This is a genomic window from Corynebacterium sp. CMW7794 (genome assembly GCF_001563605.1).
In the GTDB taxonomy this organism is placed as follows: domain Bacteria; phylum Actinomycetota; class Actinomycetes; order Mycobacteriales; family Mycobacteriaceae; genus Corynebacterium; species Corynebacterium phoceense.
On the sequence record NZ_KQ961758.1, the window covers coordinates 1 to 22,097 of the forward strand.

The following is a 22,097-nucleotide window of genomic DNA, read 5'->3' on the forward strand; positions in this document are numbered from 1 at the left end:
AACTAATCAATGCACTCTAAAACCGGAAGAGCCAGTTATGAGCGTTACTGTAGAGCAGCTTTTGGCGCTGCCAGGCCTGGAGAAGGCCACCTTGGAAGGCGACGGCACGACCGTCATTGACTCCGTGAGCCTCGACTCGAGTGCCGTCACCGCTGGCGGTCTCTTCGCCGCGCTGCCGGGCACCCGCACCCATGGAGCCCAGTACGCCGCGCAGGCGCAGGCGTCCGCCATTCTTTCCGATGCCGCCGGTCGCGACATCCTGCAGGCCGCAGGGGAGTCCCGTCCGCTGCTCATCGTCGACGACATCCGTGCTGTCCTCGGCACCATTGCTGCGGAGGTCTACGGACATCCCACGGACGAGCTCACTGTCATCGGTATTACGGGTACCTCGGGAAAGACGACCACGAGCTACCTGCTGGAGACGGGCCTGCTGCATGCGGGCTACTCGGTAGGGCTCATTGGCACGACGGGCACGCGGATTAATCGCGAGTCGGTGCCCACGAAGCTCACCACGCCGGAGGCACCGAAGCTCCAGGAGCTCTTCGCGCTTATGCGCGACAAGGGCGTGACGCACGTCGTCATGGAGGTCTCCTCCCACGCGCTGTCCCTGGGCCGCGTCCAGGGCACGCGCTTTGCGGCAGCTGGCTTTAGCAACCTGAGCCAGGATCACCTCGACTTTCACCCGACGATGGAGGACTACTTCGACGCGAAGGCGCTCCTCTTCGACGGCCCAGGTGCGGCGGAACGCGCCGTCATCTGCGTCGACGACTCGTGGGGTGAGCGCATGGCTGAACGCGCCCGTGCGCACCGTCTGCCCACGGATACGGTGACGACCAAGCAGGCGGGCGAGGAGACCTCGGAAATCACCGCGCGCCAGCTTGGCGTCGAGCCCACGGGCGCACAGCAGGTCCGTTTCGACTTCGCAGCGGGGCTGCGCGAGCGCGCCGACCGTGAGAGCCTCGAGTTCCGCCTGCCCATGCCGGGCGAGTTCAATATCGCCAATGCGGCGCTGGCCACGGGGCTTGCTGCTGCGGTGGGCGTCGAGGTTCCGGCGTTCGTCGAGGGCATGAGCGAGGTTGCCGTGCCAGGGCGCATGGAACGCATCGACCGCGGACAGGACTTCATCGCCGTCGTCGACTACGCCCACAAGCCAGCGGCCATCGCGGCGGTGCTCGACACGCTGCGCACGCAGCTGGGCGAGACCGGCCGCATCGGCGTCGTGGTCGGCGCCGGCGGCGACCGCGACTCAGCCAAGCGCCCCATTATGGGCCGCAACGCCGCTGAGCGCGCGGACCTCGTTGTCGTCACGGACGATAATCCGCGCACCGAAGACCCCGCCATCATCCGCGCGGCGGTGCTCGACGGCGCACGCGAAGGCGCGAATGCTGCCTCGCGCGCGGTCGACGTCCGCGAGGAAGGCTCCCGTGCCGCAGCTATCGACGTTGCCGTTGCGTGGGCCGGACCGGGCGACGCCGTCATCGTCGTAGGCAAGGGCCACGAGGTCGGCCAGATCATCGGGACCGAGACCCACCACTTTGACGACCGCGAGGAGCTCGCACGCGCCCTCGAGGAGAAACAAGCAGGCACGCTCGGAGCTTAAACTATGCAGACGCAGGCACCGCAGAAATTCAGCAGCCACACAGCAGAAGCAGTGAGATCTTGAAAGTCAAGGAAGAGGGACAGAAGTGAGTACGAGGACTGTGACAGCATGATTGAACTAACACTGCAGGAGATCGCGGATATTACGGGCGGACGGCTTGACCGCGTCGAGGATCCGCAGGCCAAGGTCACTGGTTTCGTGGAATTCGACTCGCGCAAGGTTGCCCCAGGCGGGCTCTTCCTTGCCTTCCCCGGCGCCCGCGTGGACGGCCATGACTTTGCCGAGAAAGCCCTTGCCCAAGGCGCCGTCGCGGTGCTCGGCGCACGTCCCGTGGGCGTGCCCGCCATCGTCGTCGAGCCGCATGGCCGCAAGCAGGGCGACGGCGCGAACGCCGATATCTACGCCCATGACGAGGACGGCTCCGCGGCCGCCGTCGTCGAGGCGCTCTCGGCGCTCGCCCGCGCGGTGACGCGTCGCCTCCAGTCGGAAACTGGGCTCACCATCGTGGGTATTACCGGCTCTGCTGGCAAGACCTCCACGAAGGACCTCATCGCCACCGTGCTGCGCGCCGATGGCCCCACCATCGCGCCGCCCGGTTCCTTCAACAATGAGATCGGCCACCCATACACCGCGCTGCGCTGCGATCCACAGACGCAGTACCTCGTTGCGGAGATGTCCGCGCGCGGCATCGGACACATCGCGCATCTGGCCACCATCGCGACGCCGAAGATCGGCGTCGTCCTCAACGTGGGCACCGCGCACCTGGGCGAGTTCGGCTCGCGTGAGAATATCGCGAAGGCCAAGGGCGAACTCGTCGAGTCCCTGCCTGCGGCAGCCGACGGGGGCGTTGCCGTCCTCAACGCGGACGATGACTTCGTGGCGGGCATGGCCCCGCGCACGCAGGCCCGCGTCGTGACCTACTCGGCCGCGACCCCGCCCGCCCCAGGCGCGGACTACGTGGCGACGGATATCGTGCTCGACGACATCGCGCGTCCGACCTTTACACTCCATGCACCGGGTATCGAACCGCGCCGCATTACCCTCCAGGTCTTCGGCCGCCACCAGGTCTCTAACGCGCTCGCGGCCGTCGCCGCGGCCCAAGCCGCCGGCATGGAGATCGAGGACATCGCCTGCGCGCTCGAAGGCCACCGCAACGCCTCGGCCCACCGCATGGACGTGCGCACCCGAGCCGACGGCGTCACCATCATCGACGACGCGTACAACGCGAATCCGGATTCCATGTCCGCCGCCATCGCGGCGCTGGGGTACACGACCTCCTCACGCCCGGACGCCCGTTCCATCGCTGTGCTCGGCGAGATGGGCGAGCTGGGGGAAGAAGCCGAGGCCGCACACAGGGGCATCGTCAGCGATCTGGCCAAGTACCACATTGACCACCTCGTGGTCGTGGGGGAGAGCGCCAACTGCCGGGCGATGGCGGACGCCGCGCGTGAGCAGGGTATAAATACTACTGTGGTCGGTGAAATTGATGAGGCGATCACCGTGGTCGACGCCATCCTGCGCCGCGCGCCCCAGGGCGCGGTGGACTGGGCGGCCCGTACCGCAAAGGATGTGGTCTTGGCCAAGGCCTCCAACGCGCAGGCGTTGTGGCGCGTGGCCGACGGACTGCTTGCCTAACCCCTAGATCCGCCTCATCCTCCGGAAAACGCGGCGTTTCCCTCGCCGCGTGGCGCGAGTCCGCTTGCGCCGCTGTGCCCCTCGCACCGATGCTATTCGTTTGAACAACTAGAAGGACCCCAGAAGACGTGACTCAGATAATGATCGCGGGAGTAGTCAGCTTTCTCGTGGCGATTTTCCTAACGCCGCAGCTGATCCGCTACTTCTCGAATGCGGGCAAGGGACAAGAAATTCGCGAGGACGGCCCCAAGTCGCACCTGCGCAAGCGCGGCACGCCGACGATGGGCGGCATCGCCATCATCGCGGGCATCGTCTTGGGCTACCTCGCCGCGGGCGCCTACGGTGTGGCCACCGGCCATGCTGGTTTCACGGCCTCGGGCCTGCTCGTCCTCGGCCTCACGCTCGGCCTGGGCGCCCTCGGTTTTGCCGATGACTTCATCAAGCTCTTCCAACACCGCAATCTGGGCCTCAATAAGACAGCCAAGCTCGTGGGCCAGGCTGCTCTCGCTCTCGCTTTCGGTCTGTTGGTCCTGCAGTTCCCGGATTCCCACGGCCTCACCCCGGGCTCGACGCACCTGTCGTTCATCCGCGACATCGATACGATCGACGTCGCCTTCGGCCCTGTCATCGTGGGCACCATCATCTTCCTGCTGTTCATGTACATCCTTATCGCCGCATGGTCGAACGCGGTGAACCTTACGGATGGTCTCGACGGCCTCGCCGCTGGTTCCACCGCGCTGGTCATGGGTGCCTACACCGTCATCACGTTCTGGCAGTTCCGTAACTCCTGCAGCGCCAACTTCACGGCGGGCTGCTATGAGGTCCGTGACCCGCTCGACCTCGCCGTACTCGCCGCCGCGGGCCTGGGCGGCTGCCTGGGCTTCCTGTGGTGGAACGCCGCTCCCGCCAAGATCTTCATGGGGGACACCGGCTCGCTGGCCCTCGGCGGTCTCGTTGCTGGCCTGTCCGTCACCTCAAAGACGGAGCTGCTCATGATCATCATCGGTGCCCTTTTCGTCATTGAGGTCGCCTCCGTGGCCATCCAGATCATCGTCTTCCACTCCACGGGCAAGCGCTTCTTCCGCATGGCGCCTATCCACCACCACTTCGAAAACGGTGGCTGGCCGGAGACTGCCGTGGTCGTGCGCTTCTGGTTGCTCGCCGCCATGGCCGCGATGGCCGGCGTCGGTATCTTCTACGGCGATTGGCTTGTCAAGGCCGGAATGGGCCTCTAACTACTCCTAGACTGAAAAGCACCGCTCGCGCGGTGCTTTTTATGTATCCCCAGAAAGGTTGTCGTTTCTTCATGCTTCCCTCCGAACTCCAAGGCCGCGTCCTCATTGCCGGCGCGGGCGTGTCCGGCCTGGGCTGCGCGCGCTTGCTTCACACTCTGGGCGCCCAGCTCACGGTCGCCGACGACAACGCGGAGCACCTCGCGCAACTGCCTGATGGCGTGGCATCTGTCTCGGTCGCGCAGGCCACGGAGACTGTCGCGGACTTTGACATCGTGGTGACCTCCCCGGGCTGGCGCCCGGACTCGCCACTGCTCGTCGCGGCGGCAGCAGCTGGCCGCGAGGTCATCGGCGACGTAGAGCTGGCCTACCGCCTTGACCATGCGCAGGTCTTTGGCCCGGCCCGCACGTGGCTCGTCGTCACCGGCACCAATGGCAAGACGACGACCACGGGCATGCTCGCTGCCATCATGGCGGCGGACGCCACGCGCACCGGCCACCGCGCCGTCGCCGTGGGCAATATCGGAGTCTCCGTCTTTGACGCGCTCGCGGACGAGGAGCGCGTGGATGTGCTCTGCGCCGAGCTTTCCTCCTTCCAGCTTCATTGGTCGAGCCAACTCACCCCGGACGTGGGCGTTCTCCTTAACCTCGCCGATGATCACCTCGACTGGCACGGTGGCTTCGAGGATTACGCGCTGAGCAAAGCCAAGGTGCTCACCGGCCCCATCGGCGTCGTGGGCCGCGAGGACGCCACCGTCCTCGACTACGCGCAGCGCCTGCGTGCCGAGGGCCGCCTCGCCGAGCGTGTTCTCGCGTTTAGCACAGGCGAGCCCTCGCTCGAGGAGGTTGGCATTCTCGATGGCCGCCTCGTCTCCACGCTCGGTGGGGCACAGGTCGACGTCGCTACCGCAGACGGCATCGAGCCGGCCGGTCATGCAGGGCTTGCCGATGCCGCCGCTGCCGCCGCCGTCGCACTCGCCGCCGGTGCCGCACCCGAGTCCGTCGCCGAGGGCTTGGCCAGCTACCACGTCGCGGGCCACCGCGGCGCCGTCGTGCACTCCGCGGGTGGTATCGACTTCATCGATAACTCGAAGGCGACGAACCCGCATGCGGCCGACGCCGCGCTCGCCGGGCTCGATCACGTCGTGTGGGTCGCTGGCGGCCAGCTCAAAGGCGCTGATATCCACCAGCTCATCCGCGACCACGGCGCGCAGCTCAAGGCGGCGGTGCTCCTCGGCATCGACCGCGCCGAGATCGCTGCGGCCCTGGCCGAGCTTGCCCCGCACGTCACGGTCGACGTCATCGACAAGACCGAGCCTCAGGCCGCGATGCATGCGGCCGTCGCCGCCGCCGTTGCTCGCGCGGAAGTAGGGGACACGGTGCTCCTCGCGCCGGCCGCGGCCTCGCTCGATATGTATGAAGGCATGGGCCAACGCGGCGATATGTTCGCCGCCGCCGCGCGGGAGTTGGCGCTTCCCTGATTTTTGCCGCGCGTAGGGCACAATAGGAACAACAATCACAGCGGGAACTTCAGGCACACCACCGATGTGTCCCTCGCACTCGCCATCAATGCGCCATCGCGGCGGCGCGTGGGGCGCGAGGCCGACACCTGCGACGAAGGAGCACAAGGTATGAGCCGACCAACGGGCGCGACGAATAAGGCACAGGCACGCGGCATGCGCCGCAGCGGACAGGCCAGCGCCACACCCGCCGCCACTCAATCTGCTACTCGGACCGCCGAGCGTCCCCACACCGCCGAGCAGCCGCCTCGCACCGCGGCGCAGCCCACCGGCATGCGCGCGGCAATAGGCCGCTGGTTTTCCGCCGCGGGTGCGCGCCCGGGCCTGGACTACCTCATGTTGCGCATCTGCGTGCTCACGCTCGTGGGCATCGGCATGCTCATGGCCTACTCCGCGTCCATGGCAACCTCCGTGGCCGAAGACGGCGTCGTGTGGCAGCAGGCCCTGCGCCAGGCGGTCATGGTCATCGCCGGCCTCTTCTGCTTCTGGTTAGGCCTGCGCATCCCGCCGCGCAAGTGGCGCTCCGCGACGGTGTGGCTGCTCTTGCTCGCCATCGCGCTGCTCCTCCTCGTGTTGACCCCCGTCGGCACTGGCCGCGAGGAGGTTGGCTCTCAGTCGTGGATCGTCGTCGCCGGCATTTCTATCCAGCCTTCGGAAATTGCCCGTATCGCCATCGCCCTCTTCGGCGCGAATCTGCTCGCTGACAAGCGCTTTGGCATGTACCACCCGCGCACCATCTGGGACTACTTCAAGGATCCCTTCGTCCAATACACCGTCGTCGCGCTCGGCATGTTCGGCCTCATCATCGCCCAGGGCGATATGGGCATGGGCATGTCCTTTGCCCTCGTTGCAATTTTCACGCTCTTCTTCGCGGGCATGCACAAGTCGATGTTCGTCTTCATCCTCGTCCTCGCGATCGTCGGCGTGGCGGTGCTCTTTACCGGCGGCGGCTATCGCTCGAACCGTTTCCATACATACTTCGATGCTCTCGTGGGCAATATCCAGGACACGCAGGGCACTGGCTTCCAGACTTACCAAGGCTTCCTCTCGCTTGCGGACGGCGGGCTCACGGGTGTGGGACTGGGCCAGTCGCGCGCCAAGTGGTTCTACCTGCCGGAGGCACGCAACGACTTTGTCTTCGCCATCGTCGGCGAAGAGATGGGCCTGTGGGGCGGTCTCCTCGTCATCACGTTGTTCTTCTTCCTCGGCTTCTTCGGCTTCCGCACCGCCATGCGCGCGCAGAACCAGTTCCAAGGCCTTGCCGCCGGCACGCTCACCGCGGCCGTTGTTTCCCAGGCCTTTTTCAATATCTCGTATGTCATCGGCCTGCTGCCGGTGACCGGTATCCAGCTGCCCATGATTTCCGCCGGCGGTACGGCCGCCATCATTACCATCGGTTCCATGGGCCTGCTGTGCAATATTGCGCGCCACGAGCCGGCGCAGGTCTCCGCTATGCAGAACTACGGCCGCCCGCTCTTTGACCGTCTGCTGTGGATACCGGAGCCCGAGCCATCCGATGCCGCCCCGCGCACCGGCGGCCGCCGCCGCGCCGATGGCTCCGGCGCCCCCCGCGACGCCCGTCCCGAGCGTTCTGCCGTACCCGCTGGCGCACACGAGCGCCCCGCTCGCGCCCGCGAGCGTGAGCAGTCCCACCGCGCGCGCTTCGGTGCCCCGGTCACGAGCCGCACAACGAGCCGCCGCGCCGGCGAGCAGCCCACCGCACGCGGCGGACGCGGTGCCCGCACCGGTGGCCCCGACGGCCGTGATTCTCGCCGCGGCACGCGCCGCCGCTAGAGACCGGCCCGCGCCCACGCTGGTAGCCTGTAGGACATGAATTCGCAGTCCATTTCCGTAGTTATTGCAGGTGGCGGCACTGCCGGTCACATCGAACCGGCGTTGGCCGTCGGCGAGGCGCTCGCCACCGAGCACGGTGCCCGCATTACCGCCCTCGGCACGGAGAAAGGCCTCGAGCGAGATATCGTGCCCGCCCGCGGCGTGGATCTGCGCATGATTACCCCGGTGCCTATCCCACGCAAGCCCAACGCGGACTTGGCCAAGCTGCCCTTCAAGATCATCAAGGCCGTCGCCCAGACTCGCAAGGTCCTCAAGGACGTCCACGCGGACGCTGTCTTTGGCACCGGCGGCTACGTCGCCGCCCCGGCCTACCTCGCCGCGAAGTCACTCGGCATTCCCTTCTACGTGCTGGAGACCAACGCCCTAGCCGGCATCGCCAACAAGCTGGGTGTGAAACTCGGCGGCATCGGCCTCAACGCGACCGCCGGCTCCGGCATGCCCGGCGAGGTCGTCGGCATCCCCGTGCGCCCCTCACTTGCCGTCGACCGCGAAGGCGCCGCGGCCCTTGCTGCCCGCGCGAAGTGGAACCTCACCGCGGAGAAGCCGGTCATCCTCGTCACCGGTGGCTCCCAGGGCGCAGCGTCTATCAATGCCGCTGTTGAGGGCGCCATCGCGGACCTCACCCAGGATTTCCAGGTGCTTCACGCCTACGGCAAGAAGAACGCCGCGCCCGCCGCGCACGACGGCTACACCGCACTGCCGTATATCGAAGACATGGCCGGGGCGCTCGCCGTCGCCGACCTCGTCATTTGCCGCTCCGGCGCCATGACTGTCGCGGAGGTCTCCGCGGCGCATCTGCCCGCCATCTACATTCCGCTCCCACACGGCAACGGCGAGCAGGCACTCAACTCGCGCCACCTCGTCGACGCCGGCGCCGCCGTGCAGATCGCGGACGCGGATCTCAGCCCCGAGCTCCTCGTGCACCACGTGCGCGAGATTCTCGAGGACCCCATTCGCCTCGACGCCATGCGCACCGCCGTGGCTTCCAACTCCGCGGGCGACGTCGCCCGCACCATCGCTCGCCGCATCGCCGAACAGATCACCGCCGCTGAGGCTTCTGCAGAAAAGGACGTATAAGACCGTGACCACTTCCCAGACTTCCTCCGCGGCTCCGCTCGGTGCGGATCTCTCCCGTGTCCACATGGTGGGCATCGGCGGCTCCGGCATGTCCGGCCTCGCCCGCATTCTCGTCGAGCGCGGCAGCGTCGTCACCGGCTCCGACATGAAGGACTCCACGCCCGTGGAGGTCCTGCGCACCCTCGGTGCACATATCGCGATCGGCCATGCCGCGGAGAACCTCACCCTCGCAGGCTCGCTGCCCACCGTCGTCGTCACCTCGTTCGCGGCCATCCCGCAGGACAACCCGGAGCTCGCCGGTGCGCGTGAACACGGCATCCCCGTCATCCGCCGCTCCGACCTCCTCGCCGAGCTCATGGTGGGCTACGACCAGGTGCTCCTCGCCGGCACCCATGGCAAGACCTCCACGACCTCCATGACCGTCGCCGCGCTGCAGACCGCGGGCCTCGACCCGTCCTTTGCCATCGGCGGCCAGCTCAACCGCGCGGGCACCAACGCCCACCAGGGCACCGGCCAGGCCTTCGTCGCCGAGGCCGACGAGTCCGACGCCTCGCTGCTGCGCTACTCGCCTAAGGTCGCCGTCATTACCAATATCGAGCCGGACCACCTCGACTTCTTCCACACTCCGGAGGCTTACTACCAGGTCTTCGACGACTTCGCCGACCGCGTCGGCGCTGATGGACATCTCGTTGTGTGCCTCGACGACGAACGTGCGGCACAGACCGGACAGCGCGCCGCCGAGCGCGGCATTTCCGTGTTGGGCTACGGCTCCCACGGCGCGGGCGAGACTTACCCGGGCATCACCCAGGCTGCGGAGATTCTCTCCGAGGACATGTCCGGCGAGAACACCGTCGTTCGTACCCGTCTCGAGCTGCCGGGGGAGGAGCCCTTTGAGGCCACCTACGACCTCCAGATTCCGGGCCACCACATGGTGCTCAACTCGCTCGCCGCGCTCATCGCCGGCCACCTCGTGGGCGGCGACACCGCCAAGCTGGCCGAGGGGCTCAGCGACTTCACCGGCGTGCGCCGCCGCTTCGAGTACCGTGGCGCGCGCGTCATGGCACCGGGGACCAGTCCCGTGCGTGTCTACGACGACTACGCGCACCACCCCACGGAGGTCCGTGCCGTGCTCACCGCCGCCCGCGCCAAGGCGGAGGCTGAGGGCAATGGCGCGCGCGTCATTGCGTGCTTCCAGCCGCACCTTTATTCGCGCACCATGGAATTCCAGGAGGAATTCGCGGACGCTCTCTCGCTTGCCGATGCCGCCGTGGTCCTCGACATCTACGGCGCCCGCGAGCAGCCGGTGGAGGGCATTACCTCCCGCATCATCACCGAGAAGATGGAGGAGGGCCGCGGCGTTTTCGAGCCGGATTTCTCGGCGGCCCCGCGCACTGTGGTCGAGCTTGCGCAGCCGGGCGACATCATCCTCACCGTCGGTGCGGGCTCAGTGACCATGCTCGCCGCGGAAATCCTCGATGAACTCGGTGCTGGCGCGTCGAGCGGTGAGATTACGGGCTCCGGGGAGAGCGCCGGTGAGTAAGAAGGCCATCGCCGTCACCGTCGGCGCCGTGCTCGCTATCCTGGCTATCGCCGTGGGCGTCATCTACGCCACACCGGTGTTCAAGGTGCAGCAGTTCGCCGTCGAGGGGCAGAACCACACGAGCGTCGAAGACATCGAGGCAGCTACGGGCGTGGCGCTCGAGTCGAACCTCGTGCGCGTCGACCCGCAGACGGCGGCCTCCGGCGTCGTCGCGCTGCCGTGGGTGAAGTCCGCGACCGTGGCGCGCCACCTGCCTTCGACGCTCCAGGTCACCGTCGTCGAGCGCGAGGCCGTCGCCTACACCGACGCGCACGACGGTCCGCACCTCATCGACGAGGACGGCGAGGAATTCGTTATCGAAATGCCGCCGCGGGAGGCCGTGAAGATCACTGGCGGCGAGTCCGGCTCGCGCAACTGGGCGGGCGCCGTCGCCGTCATCGCCTCCGTGCCCGCCGAGCTGCGCGTCGAGGCCGACTCCGTCGACGCCGCCGACCCGTTCAACTACGTCTTCCACATGAAGGACGGCCGCACGGTGACGTGGGGTGCGAACAACGGGGACGCGGACAACGCGAACAAGGCGCGCGCCTTTGCCTCCGTGCTCAAGATGGACGGCCAGAACTGGAATATCTCCAACCCGGAGCTCGTGACGAGTTCCTAGCCTGCCACGACTCCCACGCCCTCGCCGCACAGCCGCGGTGAGGGCGAATTTTTTTCGAATTCACACCCGTCACACCGAGGCGCCGAAGTGGTGCATGAGCGGGACAAAAGCGCACGTCAGCAACCCTAAAGTAGAGGTTGAGGGTACCGACACGCGGCGAAATCAACACGCAATTACGAGCGTCGTCACCGAAGATGGAAAGCGACTCGCCGCGCATGCACGTTTTACTCGGCGACACCTCGTTAGACATGATCCTGGCGGCCACGCGCGCGTGGCCGCGCTACTTATCCGGTGAAAGGCAAAAACACCTCTCATGACCACCCCGAGCAACAACAACTTGGCAGACATCAAGGTCGTCGGCGTCGGCGGCGGCGGCGTCAACGCCGTCAATCGCATGATTGAAGAAGGCATCAAGGGCGTCGAGTTCGTCGCCATCAACACCGATGCCCAGGCGCTTATCCTGTGCGACGCGGATTCCAAGCTCGACATCGGCCGCGACGCCACCCGTGGCCTCGGCGCCGGCGCTAACCCGGAGGTCGGCCGCCAGGCTGCCGAGGATTCCAAGAGCGAGCTCGAGGAGTACCTGCGCGGCGCAGACATGGTCTTCGTCACCGCCGGCGAGGGCGGCGGCACAGGCACGGGTGCTGCCCCGGTTGTGGCGTCCATCGCGAAGAAGCAGGGATCGCTGACCGTCGGCGTTGTCACCAAGCCGTTCAAGTTCGAGGGCCCGCGCCGCACCCGCCAGGCCGAGGAGGGCATCGCCACCCTCGCCGAGGTCTGCGACACGCTTATCGTTATTCCGAACGACCGCCTGCTCCAGCTCTCCGAGGAAGAGCTGCCCATCGTCGAGGCCTTCCGCCTCGCCGACGAGGTGCTCCACAACGGTGTTCAGGGCATTACGAACCTGATCACCACCCCGGGCATGATCAACGTCGACTTTGCCGACGTCCGCTCCGTCATGACCGACGCCGGTTCTGCTCTCATGGGCATCGGCAACGCCCGCGGCGAGAACCGATCCCTCGTCGCGACCGAGCAGGCCATCAACTCGCCGCTGCTCGAGTCCACCATGCACGGCGCCAAGGGCATCCTGCTCTCTATCGCCGGTGGCTCGGACCTCGGCCTCCACGAGATCAACCAGGCTGCCTCCCTCGTCACCGATTACGCCGACGAGGACGCGAACATCATCTTCGGTACCATCATCGACGACTCGCTCGGTGACGAAATCCGCGTGACCATCATCGCCACCGGCTTCGATGCAGAGAAGAACCGCCACGCAGATGCGCACGACGGCACCATCTCCCACAACGACCCGGCCCCGGCCAAGCAGGTTCCGGCCCAGTCCCAGTCCGCACCGGTCCAGGACCGCGCCTCTCTCTTCGAGGATCGCTCGGCCCCGGCTCGCGAGGAGCGCGAGGCCTACCAGCCGCGCCACGAGTTCCGCGTCGGCGAAGACCGCGCTCCCCGCCAGCCGGAGCGCACCGAGCGTGTCGAGCGCCACGACGACGGCGGCCTGTTTACCACCCGCCAGCGTGCCGAGGAGCGTCCGAACTACGGCCGCGACTCCCGTGAGACCCGCGTCGACGACGATGATGACGACCTCGATGTCCCGGACTTCCTCCGCTAGGAGCCTCTGAGCCAGAAGCCCCACCGAGCCTCCCCGCCGCCTAAGCACGGCCCGCGCTCAGCCCGCGCGCCCCGGCCCGGGCGAGGGGAGTGGGCGCGGTAGTCTGGAGTGCATGCCAGTCAACCCGTCTCAGCCGCAGGCTTCCTCTAACGAGGCCACCTCCGCGACCACGCCAGACGTGCGTCGCCGCCCCGTCCGCATGGTATTTACCTCCCGTGCCGGCGGGGTTTCCTCGTCCCCGTACGGTTCCTTCAATCTAGGCACCCACGTGGGCGATAACCCCGAGGACGTCGCCGCGAACCGCGCGCGGCTCACCCGAGTTCTGGATCTCCCAGACATCGTCTACATGGAGCAGCTCCACACCAATACCGTCACCGTCATCGACGGACCGCAGGACGGCCCCGTCGAGGCCACCGATGCACTCGTGACCACCACGCCCAACCTCGGACTCGCCGTCCTCGTCGCGGACTGCGTCCCCGTGCTGCTCTCGGACCACGCCGCCGGCGTCGTTGCCGCGGCTCACGCCGGCCGCATGGGTGCCCGCAACGGTATCGTCCGCAACACCGTCTCGACAATGGTCGAGCTTGGCGCTACGCCCGCGAACATTCAGGTCCTCCTTGGCCCCGCCGCGTCGGGCCGGCACTACGAGGTTCCTGCCGATATGGCCGCCGACGTCGAGGCCCACCTGCCCGGCTCCCGCACGAAGACCACGAAGGGCACGCCCGGCATCGACGTGCGCGCCGGCCTCGTGCGTCAGCTCCTCTCGCTCGGCGTCACCAACATCGAGGCAGACCCGCGCTGCACTATCGAGGACGAGGCCTTCTTCTCCTATCGCCGCGAAGGCACTACCGGCCGCCAGGCCGGTGTCATCTGGCTCAACCACCCCAAGGAGTCTTAATCCATGACCGACCGCAAAGCCGAACTTTCCGCCAATCTCGACAAGGTCCGCGCCCAGATCGCCCAGCTTGCCGATGCCGCCTCCCGCCCCGCCCCGCAGCTCCTTCCCGTCACCAAGTTCCACCCAGCCGAGGATGTAGCACTCCTCGCTGAGCTGGGCATCACCGATGTCGCGGAAAACCGCGAGCAGGAAGCCCGCGCCAAGCACGCGGCGCTCGGCACCGTCCGCTTCCATATGATTGGCCAGATTCAGACGAAGAAGGCCAATCATGTCGCGCGCTGGGCGGCGAGCGTCCACTCGCTCGACTCGCTGAAGCTCGCGGCGGCCCTCGATCGTGGCATGGGCAACGCACTCGCGGCGGGGGAGCGCGCCGGATTGCCCGACACGCTGCCGGTTTTTATTCAGATCTCCGCGGACGGCGATGAACACCGCGGCGGGACGCAACTGAGTGACCCAGAGGGCATCGGCAAGCTCGTGGCCGCGGTCGAAGAATCCGAGCATCTTGAGCTTGCCGGTTTTATGGTCGTGCCCCCACTCGATGCCGACGCCGGCGAGGTCTTCCGCGCCGTCCGCGCGCTCACGAATGAGTGGTCCGCGACGCTCGGCCGTGAGCTCAAACTTTCGGCGGGTATGAGTGCCGATCTGAAGGATGCAATTTCGGCGGGCACGGATATTGTGCGTGTCGGAACCGGGATTATGGGGCCGCGGCCGATAGTTTGAGTAACAACGCAAATGCGCATTTCACAGCGTGGATCTGAAGTCTAAATCAACACTTTAGACCCGCGTGTCCATAGACCACTTCATTGAAGGTTAGAGGGAGACCAACAATGTCTTTTATTGATCGAACCAAGGAGTTCTTCGGCCTGGCCCCGATGGACATCGACGCCGACGACGCGTACTACGCCGACGAGCGTGAGCCTGCCCAGCCGGCGTACGCCACCAACGGCTCCGCGGCGTACGCGCCGCGCACGGCGCCGGCCGCGCACGAATACGAGCCGGCTTCGTCCGTCCCGACGCGTGCCCCGCATGCGTCCTACCAGCCGACCATCGTTCCGGTCTCCCTGGTGAGCTACCGCGAGGCCACCAAGGTCGGTGCCCCGTTCCGCGATGGCGACGCGGTCGTCTTCGAGGTCACCGACGCCAAGCCGGGGCACGACAAGCGACTCATCGACTTCGCCGCTGGCCTGGTCTACGCCTTCGAGGGCTCCCGCATGCTCAAGCTCACCTCGGGCATGGACACTGACCGCCTGGTCTTCGCCATCATCCCGCCGGAGGTCGACATCGACCGCTCCGAGCTCGAGCGCATCGCTGGCCTACGTTAAGCCTTTTCCTCGCCGCACCCGTAAGCGGGCGGCGTACGCCCTGCGCGAACTCACCCCGTGAGTTCGGCGGGGCTTTTCTCATGCTCGGTGTTCCTCGTCTAGGCTCGATGGGCGTGAGTGAAATCGGCATCATCCTGTACGCGCTAATCCGACTGTTTTCTTTCGCGCTTATTATCCGCATCATTGTGGAAATGGTCGCGTCGTTCTCTCGGAATTTCCGCCCGCCGCGGTGGTTTACCCTCGTGGCCGAACCCCTCTTCGCGGTCACTGACCCGCCTGTGAAGGGGCTGCGCAAGATTATCCCGCCGTTGCGCTTGGGAAACGTCTCGCTCGACGTGTCCATTATCGTGCTTTTCCTGCTGCTGGGCTTGCTGTCCACGGTGGTTGTCCGCACCTTGGTCTAGGCTTTTGACCCCTCCTGCGGTGTCGTGTCGTGGGGGTGGATCGCATGGTCGCTATTAGTCTGAACGTGTAGTTAATGTTCACGAACGCGCCCATTTGGCTACAATGAGTGAGACAGTCCGCTTTGTGGACTTATGATTGTTTAAAATAATAGTTTGTAAGGAACCGCGTCGGTTCCTCGTCGCAGTCGTTTCAGGCGGCGCGCGGCGAGCTCGGGCGTAGGCCTGTCACATCTCCGCACTGCCTCGGAACCTCCGGGGCGCACCGACTTGAAGGGGAAGAGAAGTCAATGCCGCTGACACCCGCTGATGTACACAACGTCGCTTTCAGCAAGCCGCCGATTGGCAAGCGTGGCTACAACGAGGACGAGGTCGATCAGTTCCTCGACCTCGTAGAGGACACTCTTGCCCAGCTGCAGGACGAAAACGATGACCTCGCCGCACAGGTTGAGGATCTGAAGTCCGCGGGCTCTGCCGCAGGTGCGGCTGGTGCCAAGGGCGTCGACGAGGCCGCTCTGCGCAAGGAGATTGAGGCCAAGCTCAAGGCTGATTACGAGTCCAAGCTCAAGTCCGCGCAGGACGAGGCTTCTGCTGCCAAGTCCGAGGCCGCCAAGGCCAAGGAAGAGTCCACCAAGGCCGCTGCGGACCTCAAGGCTGCCCGCGCCGAGGCCGAGAAGGCCGCGCACGCTGGCGAGTCCAACAAGGCTGCTGGCGCCGCTGCTGCTTCCGCTGAGCTCAAGGCTGCCCAGGAGCAGGCTGCTAAGGCCAAGTCCGAGGCCGAGTCCCTGAAGAAGGAACTCGAGGCCGCCAAGCGCGACAACGAGCAGCTGAAGAAGTCCGCTGCGAATAGCACGCAGAAGTCCGGCGTTGCCGCCGCGGGTGCTGGCGCTGCCGGTGCCGCCGCAGGCGCTGGCCTGGCCACCGCTGACACGCACATGCAGGCCGCCAAGGTCCTGGGCCTGGCGCAGGAGATGGCAGACCGCCTCACCTCCGAGGCGAAGGCAGAGTCCGAGTCCCTGCTTTCCGAGGCCCGCTCGGCCGCCGAGAAACAGCTCACCGACGCGGACACCCGTTCCAAGTCCCAGCTGGCTGAGGCTCAGAAGAAGTACGACGCTCAGCTGCTCGACGCAGACACCCGCTCCAAGAAACTCGTGTCCGACGCCGAGGCCAAGGCTCAGCAGACCGAGGCCGACGCCAATTCCCGCGCTGAGGCTCAGATTCGCCAGGCCGAGGAGAAGGCTGCAGCCCTGCAGGCTGACGCTGAGAAGAAGCACACCGACATCATGAACACGGTGAAGCAGCAGCAGGCCGCCCTCGAGACGCGCATCGCCGAGCTGCGCACCTTCGAGCGCGAGTACCGCACTCGCCTGAAGACCCTGCTCGAGTCCCAGCTCGAGGAGCTCGAGGCCCGCGGCTCCGCTGCCCCGAACGGCGAGGCTGGCAACAACTAAGCCTGACCCGCTTCCAACCCCCGTCCCTCAGCGCCCACGCGGTGCTGGCGGCGGGGGTTTCGCGTTGTGCGCGGTAGGCTAGAGGCCAATCTGTTCTTACTTTCCGGGAGTGTTCTTTCATGCTCATCGCCGCCCTTGTTTTGGCGCTCGTTGCCTTCGTGGCGCTCGTTTATTACATCTCGACCGGTACGCTGGCGGCGCTCGTCGGTCTCTTCGTTGCAGCAGGCCTGGGGCTCATCCTTTTTACGGCGGACTGGGTGAAGAAACACCGCCAAGACCGCGTACGCATCGTGGACCACGCGGAGCCCACCGCGCGCGACGTCGCCGAAGGGGATAAGTAGCCGCCGTGACGGATTCCGGTGATTTCCTGGGTCTCGAGGAATGGGACGTGCCCACGCATTCCCTTCTGCTCGTCGAGCCCGACCGCGACGCGGATGGCTTCATCCCCGCCGACTCGCTGCCCGTCGCTCAAGCGGCGATCGAGCGTCTTGCGCGACCCATCGGTTCGACGCACACGCTGGAAAACCTGCTTCAGGCCACGGTCCACCGGTATCCACTCGCGCGTGTGGCCGGCGACCGCGTCCTCGTTATCGAGACCGACGGCGCCCATATGGAGCGCCTTCTGCGCGACATGGAACCCGCCGTCGCGCGCTTCGGTTTGCAGATGGTCGCCCAGCCCGGCGCCGTGCCACTTGCCTTCGGCGACGAGACCCGCGACTTCCGCACCCGCACCCTCGACTATGAGGTCCGCTTCGCCTCCCGCCGCGGCGTACCTCAGCTCCTGCGGCGTATGGCTCGTGCACAGGAGACGCTCGACGCACAGGCCGGCACCGGCGGCTCGGGCATGCTGGCGGAGTTCCTCCACATCGCATCCGCCGCAACACCCGGCGTGCAGTACATCCAAAGCCTCTACGACTCCGCCGCGGGTGGCTTCGAAGTCGAGGTGCGTGACGGCGGACCCGAGCGCCATTTCCGTGCAGTTGAACTCGATATCGCCGCGGCAGGGGAGTGCTTCCTTGCCTGGATGGACGGCCACAGGGACTTCTTCGGCGACTGGGAGCGCATGGAGTTCTAACTCCGCTTGACATTCAAGCTATAGTTATTAGATACATGCACTGATCCGGCCATCACCGGGGAGCATTTCGGAAGAACGGCCTTGGGCTCAGTAGAACCGAACGGGTGGGACCGACATCTCCTTCACGAATCAAGCGGGGCCGGGCAACCGGTCCAAGCAGGGTGGTACCGCGAGCCGCGAGGCGCGTCCCTGCAGCAGTCAACGACAGCGTGAAGGATGAATCAATGAGCGACAGCGTAGGCAACGTCTACCCCAAGGTCGATATGACCGGCGGTTCCAGCCGCTTCCCGGACATGGAAGAAATCGTCCAGAAGTACTGGGCCCAGGACGACACGTTTAAGGCAAGCCTTGAACAAACCGAAGGATGCCCCGAGTACGTTTTCTACGACGGCCCGCCGTTTGCCAACGGTCTGCCGCACTACGGCCACCTGCTCACCGGCTACGTCAAGGACATCGTTCCGCGCTACCGCACGATGGCCGGCTTCCACGTCCCGCGCGTCTTCGGTTGGGACACTCACGGCCTGCCGGCCGAGCTCGAGGCCGAGAAGCAGCTGGGCATCACGGACAAGGGCCAGATCGAAGAGATGGGCCTGGAGAAGTTCAACGAGTACTGCGCCAAGTCCGTCCTCGAGTACACGGACGAGTGGGAAGCCTACGTCAACCGCCAGGCTCGCTGGGTCGATTTTGAAAACGGCTACAAGACCATGGACATCGACTACATGGAGTCGGTCATGTGGGCGTTCAAGGAGCTCTACGACAAGGGCCTTATCTACCAGGGCTTCCGCGTCCTGCCGTATTCCTGGGCCGAGCACACCTCGCTGTCTAACCAAGAGACCCGTCTCGACGACTCCTACAAGATGCGCCAGGATCCGACGCTCACCGTGACCTTCCCGGTCACCGGCGCGCGCGAGGGCACCGCGGCCGAGCAGACCCTCGCCGCGCATCCCGAGCTTTCCGATGCCGCCTTCCTCGCCTGGACGACCACCCCCTGGACCCTGCCGTCCAACTCGGCTCTCGCTGTGAACCCGGAGGTCACCTACGCACTCATCAAGGCCACGGACGGCGACTTTGCTGGCCAGACCTTCATCATGGCGCAGGCGCTCACCGGCACCCTGGCTAAAGAGCTGGGCGAGGTTGAGGAGCTGGCGACGTTCAGCGGCGCCGAACTCGCGGGCTTTACGTATCAGCCGATCTTTGACTTCTTCAAGGACCTGCGCAACGGCTTCCAGGTAATCCTGGCGGACTACGTCACCACCGAGGACGGCACCGGCGTCGTCCACCAAGCCCCGGCTTTCGGTGAAGACGATATGAATACGTGCAACAAGTACGACATCGAGCTCGTCATCCCCGTCGACGAGGACGGCGAGTTCACCTCGCAGGTCCCGCCGTACGAGGGCCAGCTCGTCTTCGACGCGAACAAGAGCATCATCAAGGACTTGAAGGCCGCAGGCCGCGTCGTGCGCCACGTGACCATCGAGCACTCCTACCCGCACTCCTGGCGCTCGGGCGAGCCGCTCATCTACAAGGCTCTCCCGGCCTGGTTCGTCAAGGTCACCGAGTTCCGCGACCGCATGGTCGAGCTCAACCACAACGAGATCGAGTGGCTGCCGCAGCACATCCGTGATGGCCAGTTCGGCAAGTGGCTCGAGGGCGCCCGCGACTGGAACATCTCGCGTACCCGTTACTGGGGCGCGCCGATCCCGGCCTGGGTCTCTGACAACCCGGAGTACCCGCGCGTGGACGTCTACGGCTCCCTCGACGAGCTCGAGGCCGACTTCGGCGTGCGCCCGACCAGCCTGCACCGCCCGTACATCGACGAGCTCACCCGCCCGAACCCGGACGACCCGACCGGCAAGTCCATGATGGTCCGCGTCCCGGACGTCCTCGACTGCTGGTTCGAGTCCGGTTCCATGCCGTTCGCGCAGAAGCATTACCCGTTCGAGAACAAGGATTGGTTCGAGACTCACTCGCCGTCCGACTTCATCGTCGAGTACTCCGGCCAGACCCGCGGCTGGTTCTACGTCATGCACGTCCTCTCCGTCGCGCTCTTCGATCGCCCGGCGTACAAGAAGGTCGTCGCCCACGGCATTGTGCTAGGTAACGACGGGTTGAAGATGTCCAAGTCCAAGGGCAACTACCCGAACGTCAACGAGGTCTTCGACCGCGACGGTTCTGATGCCATGCGCTGGTTCCTCATGTCCAGCCCCATCCTGCGTGGCGGCAACCTCATCGTCACCGAGCAAGGCATCCGCGAGGGCGTGCGCCAGGCCATCCTGCCAATCTGGAACGCGTACACCTTCCTCCAGCTCTACGCCGGCCAGGAAGCGAAGTTCGACACCTCGTCGACCAACGTCCTGGACCGCTACATCCTGGCGAAGACCCACGACCTGGTCGCGGGCGTGGCCGATGCCCTCGATAACACGGATATCGCGGCGGCCACCGAGCACGTGCGCCTGTTCGCCGATGCCCTCACCAACTGGTACGTGCGCCGCTCCCGCGACCGTTTCTGGGCCGGCGAGGCTGAGCACCCCGAGGCTTTCAACACCCTCTACACGGTGCTCGAGACCGTCACCCGCGTCGTCGCCCCGCTGCTCCCGCACGTCGCCGAGGTCATCTACCGCGGCCTCACCGGCGAGCGCTCTGTCCACCTCGCGGACTTCCCGAAGGCCGCGGACTACCCGGCGGATGCCGACCTCGTGGCCTCCATGGACGCGACGCGCGCGGTGGCATCGGCAGCAAGCTCGGTGCGCAAGTCCAACAAGCTGCGCAACCGCCTGCCGCTGCCGGGCCTGACTGTCGCGATGAGCAACTCCGCTCAGCTGGCCGACTTCAAGGACATCATCCGCGACGAGGTCAACGTCAAGGAAGTCACGCTCACTGACGACGTCGACTCGGTTGGTACCTTCCAGGTTGTCTGCAACGCCAAGGTCGCCGGCCCGCGCCTGGGCCGCGACGTTCAGCGCGCCATCAAGAACCTGAAGGCCGGCAACTACGAGCGCCAGGGCGAGAATGTTCTCGTCGACGGCGATATCGAGCTGACGCCGGACGAGTACACGGAGCGCCTGCAGGCGGCCAACCCGGAGTCGACGGCGCGCATCGATGGGCTCGACGGCCTCGTCGTCCTCGACACGAACGTCACCGAGGAGCTCGAGGCCGAGGGCTGGGCCGCCGACGTTATCCGCGGCCTCCAGGATGCCCGCAAGGCCTCCGGCTTCGAGGTCTCGGACCGCATCACCGCCGTCCTGTCCGTGCCCGCGGACAAGGAGGAGTGGGCAAACCGCCACAAGGATCACATCGCAGACGAGGTCCTCGCGACCGACTTCACGGTGACCACCGAGCCGCTCACCGGCGACGTCCATGAGGTCGTCAAGGGCGCGACCGCCACCGTGGCAAAGAACGCCTAAAACCCCGCTGTAGGGCCCGAGGTTCTCCTCGGGCCCTTTCGCGTACTCTGGGCTGCATGCCACGCATTGACCACGCAGCGATGTACGTCCGCGACCTCGAGGCCGCCCGCGCGTTCTTCATCGAGTATTTCGACGCGACCTCGAATGAGTAGTACCACAACCCGCGCACGGGTCTGCGCACGTACTTCCTGTCTTTCGAGGACTCCACGCGCCTAGAAATCATGTCCCGCCCCGGTCACGAGTCGGCCTCGCTTTCCGATGCCGCCGGATGGAACCACGTTGCCTTCTCCCTCGGATCCCAGGACGCCGTCGATGCCATGGCCAAGCGCTTGCGCGAGGGCGGGTTCGAGATCCTCTCCGGACCGCGCACCACGGGCGACGGTTACTATGAGTGCGCGTTCCTCGATGCCGAGGGCAACCAGATCGAGGTCACGGCCTAGACCTCCGTCACGCGCCCCGTCTGCTCGTCGAAGAGCAGCGCGTGGCCCATGCCCGCCCAGCCGATGAATGGGTCGTCGCTCTCGGTGATGCGTCGGTGCACGTGGCCCATCACCCACGCGTCGTAGCCCACGCTCGCGAGCTCCGCGACTGAGGCCGGCAGGCACTCTGAGCGGCTGTACTCGCCGTGGACAGAGGAGTGGATGAATCCGAGGTTCGCCCCGCCAGCAACCGGCGCTGGGTAGTCCTGCCACACGACGCGCGGGTCGGGGTCGGTGACCACGGAGCACGCGTGGACCGCCGTGCCATCAGGGAATCGGAACGTCGCGGGCTCCGCTGGCAAGCCGCTCACGGATCAGATTGGCGGC

The 22,097-nt window shown here is 66.1% G+C and carries 19 protein-coding genes; 18 read left to right on the plus strand and 1 reads right to left on the minus strand.

The annotated features are described in order from the left end of the window. The first annotated feature begins 37 nt into the window (after positions 1–37). The 18 genes from HMPREF3227_RS08895 to HMPREF3227_RS13800 all read left to right on the plus strand — a co-directional run bounded on the left by HMPREF3227_RS08895 (position 38) and on the right by HMPREF3227_RS13800 (position 21,731). A complete protein-coding gene (locus HMPREF3227_RS08895; protein WP_066512301.1) occupies positions 38–1,600 on the plus strand; it encodes a UDP-N-acetylmuramoyl-L-alanyl-D-glutamate--2,6-diaminopimelate ligase in 1,563 nt (520 codons plus the stop codon). A gap of 108 nt (positions 1,601–1,708) precedes the next feature. Beyond that, a complete protein-coding gene (gene murF / locus HMPREF3227_RS08900) occupies positions 1,709–3,235 on the plus strand; it encodes a UDP-N-acetylmuramoyl-tripeptide--D-alanyl-D-alanine ligase (protein ID WP_066492054.1) in 1,527 nt (508 codons plus the stop codon). A 128-nt stretch (positions 3,236–3,363) separates the two neighbouring features. Continuing rightward, a complete protein-coding gene (gene mraY, locus HMPREF3227_RS08905) occupies positions 3,364–4,470 on the plus strand; it encodes a phospho-N-acetylmuramoyl-pentapeptide-transferase (RefSeq protein ID WP_066492060.1) in 1,107 nt (368 codons plus the stop codon). A 71-nt stretch (positions 4,471–4,541) separates the two neighbouring features. Continuing rightward, entirely contained in the window at positions 4,542–5,948 is a 1,407-nt protein-coding gene (murD, locus tag HMPREF3227_RS08910) for a UDP-N-acetylmuramoyl-L-alanine--D-glutamate ligase (protein ID WP_066512304.1), read from the plus strand. A gap of 312 nt (positions 5,949–6,260) precedes the next feature. Beyond that, the gene (locus tag HMPREF3227_RS08915) at positions 6,261–7,781 is read left to right on the plus strand and encodes a peptidoglycan glycosyltransferase FtsW (RefSeq protein ID WP_082750320.1); all 1,521 of its coding nucleotides are present in this window, start codon (positions 6,261–6,263) and stop codon (positions 7,779–7,781) included. 36 nt (positions 7,782–7,817) lie between these two features. Further along, the gene (murG, locus tag HMPREF3227_RS08920; RefSeq protein ID WP_066512312.1) at positions 7,818–8,918 is read left to right on the plus strand and encodes an undecaprenyldiphospho-muramoylpentapeptide beta-N-acetylglucosaminyltransferase; all 1,101 of its coding nucleotides are present in this window, start codon (positions 7,818–7,820) and stop codon (positions 8,916–8,918) included. 64 nt (positions 8,919–8,982) lie between these two features. Then, positions 8,983–10,458: a UDP-N-acetylmuramate--L-alanine ligase gene (murC, locus tag HMPREF3227_RS08925; RefSeq protein ID WP_066492192.1), complete on the plus strand. Its 1,476-nt coding sequence runs from the start codon at positions 8,983–8,985 to the stop codon at positions 10,456–10,458. Further along, positions 10,451–11,116, plus strand: coding sequence for a cell division protein FtsQ/DivIB (locus HMPREF3227_RS08930; protein WP_066492066.1), 666 nt, complete (start codon positions 10,451–10,453; stop codon positions 11,114–11,116). Before murC ends, HMPREF3227_RS08930 begins: the two co-directional genes overlap by 8 nt. Before the next feature lie 313 nt (positions 11,117–11,429). Beyond that, positions 11,430–12,740, plus strand: coding sequence for a cell division protein FtsZ (gene ftsZ / locus HMPREF3227_RS08935; protein WP_066512316.1), 1,311 nt, complete (start codon positions 11,430–11,432; stop codon positions 12,738–12,740). A 199-nt stretch (positions 12,741–12,939) separates the two neighbouring features. Further along, the gene (pgeF, locus tag HMPREF3227_RS08940; RefSeq protein ID WP_066512339.1) at positions 12,940–13,638 is read left to right on the plus strand and encodes a peptidoglycan editing factor PgeF; all 699 of its coding nucleotides are present in this window, start codon (positions 12,940–12,942) and stop codon (positions 13,636–13,638) included. A gap of 3 nt (positions 13,639–13,641) precedes the next feature. Then, entirely contained in the window at positions 13,642–14,358 is a 717-nt protein-coding gene (locus HMPREF3227_RS08945; protein ID WP_066512319.1) for a YggS family pyridoxal phosphate-dependent enzyme, read from the plus strand. A gap of 107 nt (positions 14,359–14,465) precedes the next feature. Then, a complete protein-coding gene (locus tag HMPREF3227_RS08950; protein WP_066512322.1) occupies positions 14,466–14,960 on the plus strand; it encodes a cell division protein SepF in 495 nt (164 codons plus the stop codon). Between the two features lie 113 nt (positions 14,961–15,073). Then, on the plus strand, positions 15,074–15,364 hold the full coding sequence (locus HMPREF3227_RS08955) for a YggT family protein (RefSeq protein ID WP_181734557.1): 291 nt from the start codon (positions 15,074–15,076) through the stop codon (positions 15,362–15,364). Between the two features lie 287 nt (positions 15,365–15,651). Continuing rightward, positions 15,652–16,812: a DivIVA domain-containing protein gene (locus HMPREF3227_RS08960; protein ID WP_066492092.1), complete on the plus strand. Its 1,161-nt coding sequence runs from the start codon at positions 15,652–15,654 to the stop codon at positions 16,810–16,812. A 119-nt stretch (positions 16,813–16,931) separates the two neighbouring features. Then, the gene (locus tag HMPREF3227_RS08965; protein ID WP_066492103.1) at positions 16,932–17,153 is read left to right on the plus strand and encodes a hypothetical protein; all 222 of its coding nucleotides are present in this window, start codon (positions 16,932–16,934) and stop codon (positions 17,151–17,153) included. 5 nt (positions 17,154–17,158) lie between these two features. Then, entirely contained in the window at positions 17,159–17,887 is a 729-nt protein-coding gene (locus tag HMPREF3227_RS08970; RefSeq protein WP_066492109.1) for a hypothetical protein, read from the plus strand. 224 nt (positions 17,888–18,111) lie between these two features. Further along, the gene (ileS, locus tag HMPREF3227_RS08975; RefSeq protein ID WP_066492118.1) at positions 18,112–21,291 is read left to right on the plus strand and encodes an isoleucine--tRNA ligase; all 3,180 of its coding nucleotides are present in this window, start codon (positions 18,112–18,114) and stop codon (positions 21,289–21,291) included. 173 nt (positions 21,292–21,464) lie between these two features. Beyond that, positions 21,465–21,731 carry a VOC family protein gene (locus tag HMPREF3227_RS13800; protein WP_329601879.1) on the plus strand — a complete coding sequence of 89 codons (267 nt, stop codon included), beginning with the start codon at positions 21,465–21,467 and terminating at the stop codon, positions 21,729–21,731. Here HMPREF3227_RS13800 and HMPREF3227_RS08985 read toward each other — a convergent pair. Then, complete coding sequence (locus HMPREF3227_RS08985; RefSeq protein ID WP_066512329.1) at positions 21,728–22,081, minus strand: metallophosphoesterase family protein; 354 nt, start codon at positions 22,079–22,081, stop codon at positions 21,728–21,730. The genes HMPREF3227_RS13800 and HMPREF3227_RS08985 overlap by 4 nt on opposite strands. Positions 22,082–22,097: the final 16 nt, after the last annotated feature.

Excerpts from the sequence above, each read along its gene's own strand:
- HMPREF3227_RS08895 (WP_066512301.1), top strand. The coding sequence starts at position 38 with ATGAGCGTTACTGTAGAGCAGCTTTTGGCGCTGCCAGGCCTGGAGAAG.
- murF (WP_066492054.1), top strand. The coding sequence starts at position 1,709 with ATGATTGAACTAACACTGCAGGAGATCGCGGATATTACGGGCGGACGG.
- murD (WP_066512304.1), top strand. The coding sequence starts at position 4,542 with ATGCTTCCCTCCGAACTCCAAGGCCGCGTCCTCATTGCCGGCGCGGGC.
- HMPREF3227_RS08915 (WP_082750320.1), top strand. The coding sequence starts at position 6,261 with ATGCGCGCGGCAATAGGCCGCTGGTTTTCCGCCGCGGGTGCGCGCCCG.
- murG (WP_066512312.1), top strand. The coding sequence starts at position 7,818 with ATGAATTCGCAGTCCATTTCCGTAGTTATTGCAGGTGGCGGCACTGCC.
- murC (WP_066492192.1), top strand. The coding sequence starts at position 8,983 with ATGGTGGGCATCGGCGGCTCCGGCATGTCCGGCCTCGCCCGCATTCTC.
- ftsZ (WP_066512316.1), top strand. The coding sequence starts at position 11,430 with ATGACCACCCCGAGCAACAACAACTTGGCAGACATCAAGGTCGTCGGC.
- pgeF (WP_066512339.1), top strand. The coding sequence starts at position 12,940 with ATGGTATTTACCTCCCGTGCCGGCGGGGTTTCCTCGTCCCCGTACGGT.
- HMPREF3227_RS08945 (WP_066512319.1), top strand. The coding sequence starts at position 13,642 with ATGACCGACCGCAAAGCCGAACTTTCCGCCAATCTCGACAAGGTCCGC.
- HMPREF3227_RS08950 (WP_066512322.1), top strand. The coding sequence starts at position 14,466 with ATGTCTTTTATTGATCGAACCAAGGAGTTCTTCGGCCTGGCCCCGATG.
- HMPREF3227_RS08960 (WP_066492092.1), top strand. The coding sequence starts at position 15,652 with ATGCCGCTGACACCCGCTGATGTACACAACGTCGCTTTCAGCAAGCCG.
- HMPREF3227_RS08965 (WP_066492103.1), top strand. The coding sequence starts at position 16,932 with ATGCTCATCGCCGCCCTTGTTTTGGCGCTCGTTGCCTTCGTGGCGCTC.
- ileS (WP_066492118.1), top strand. The coding sequence starts at position 18,112 with ATGAGCGACAGCGTAGGCAACGTCTACCCCAAGGTCGATATGACCGGC.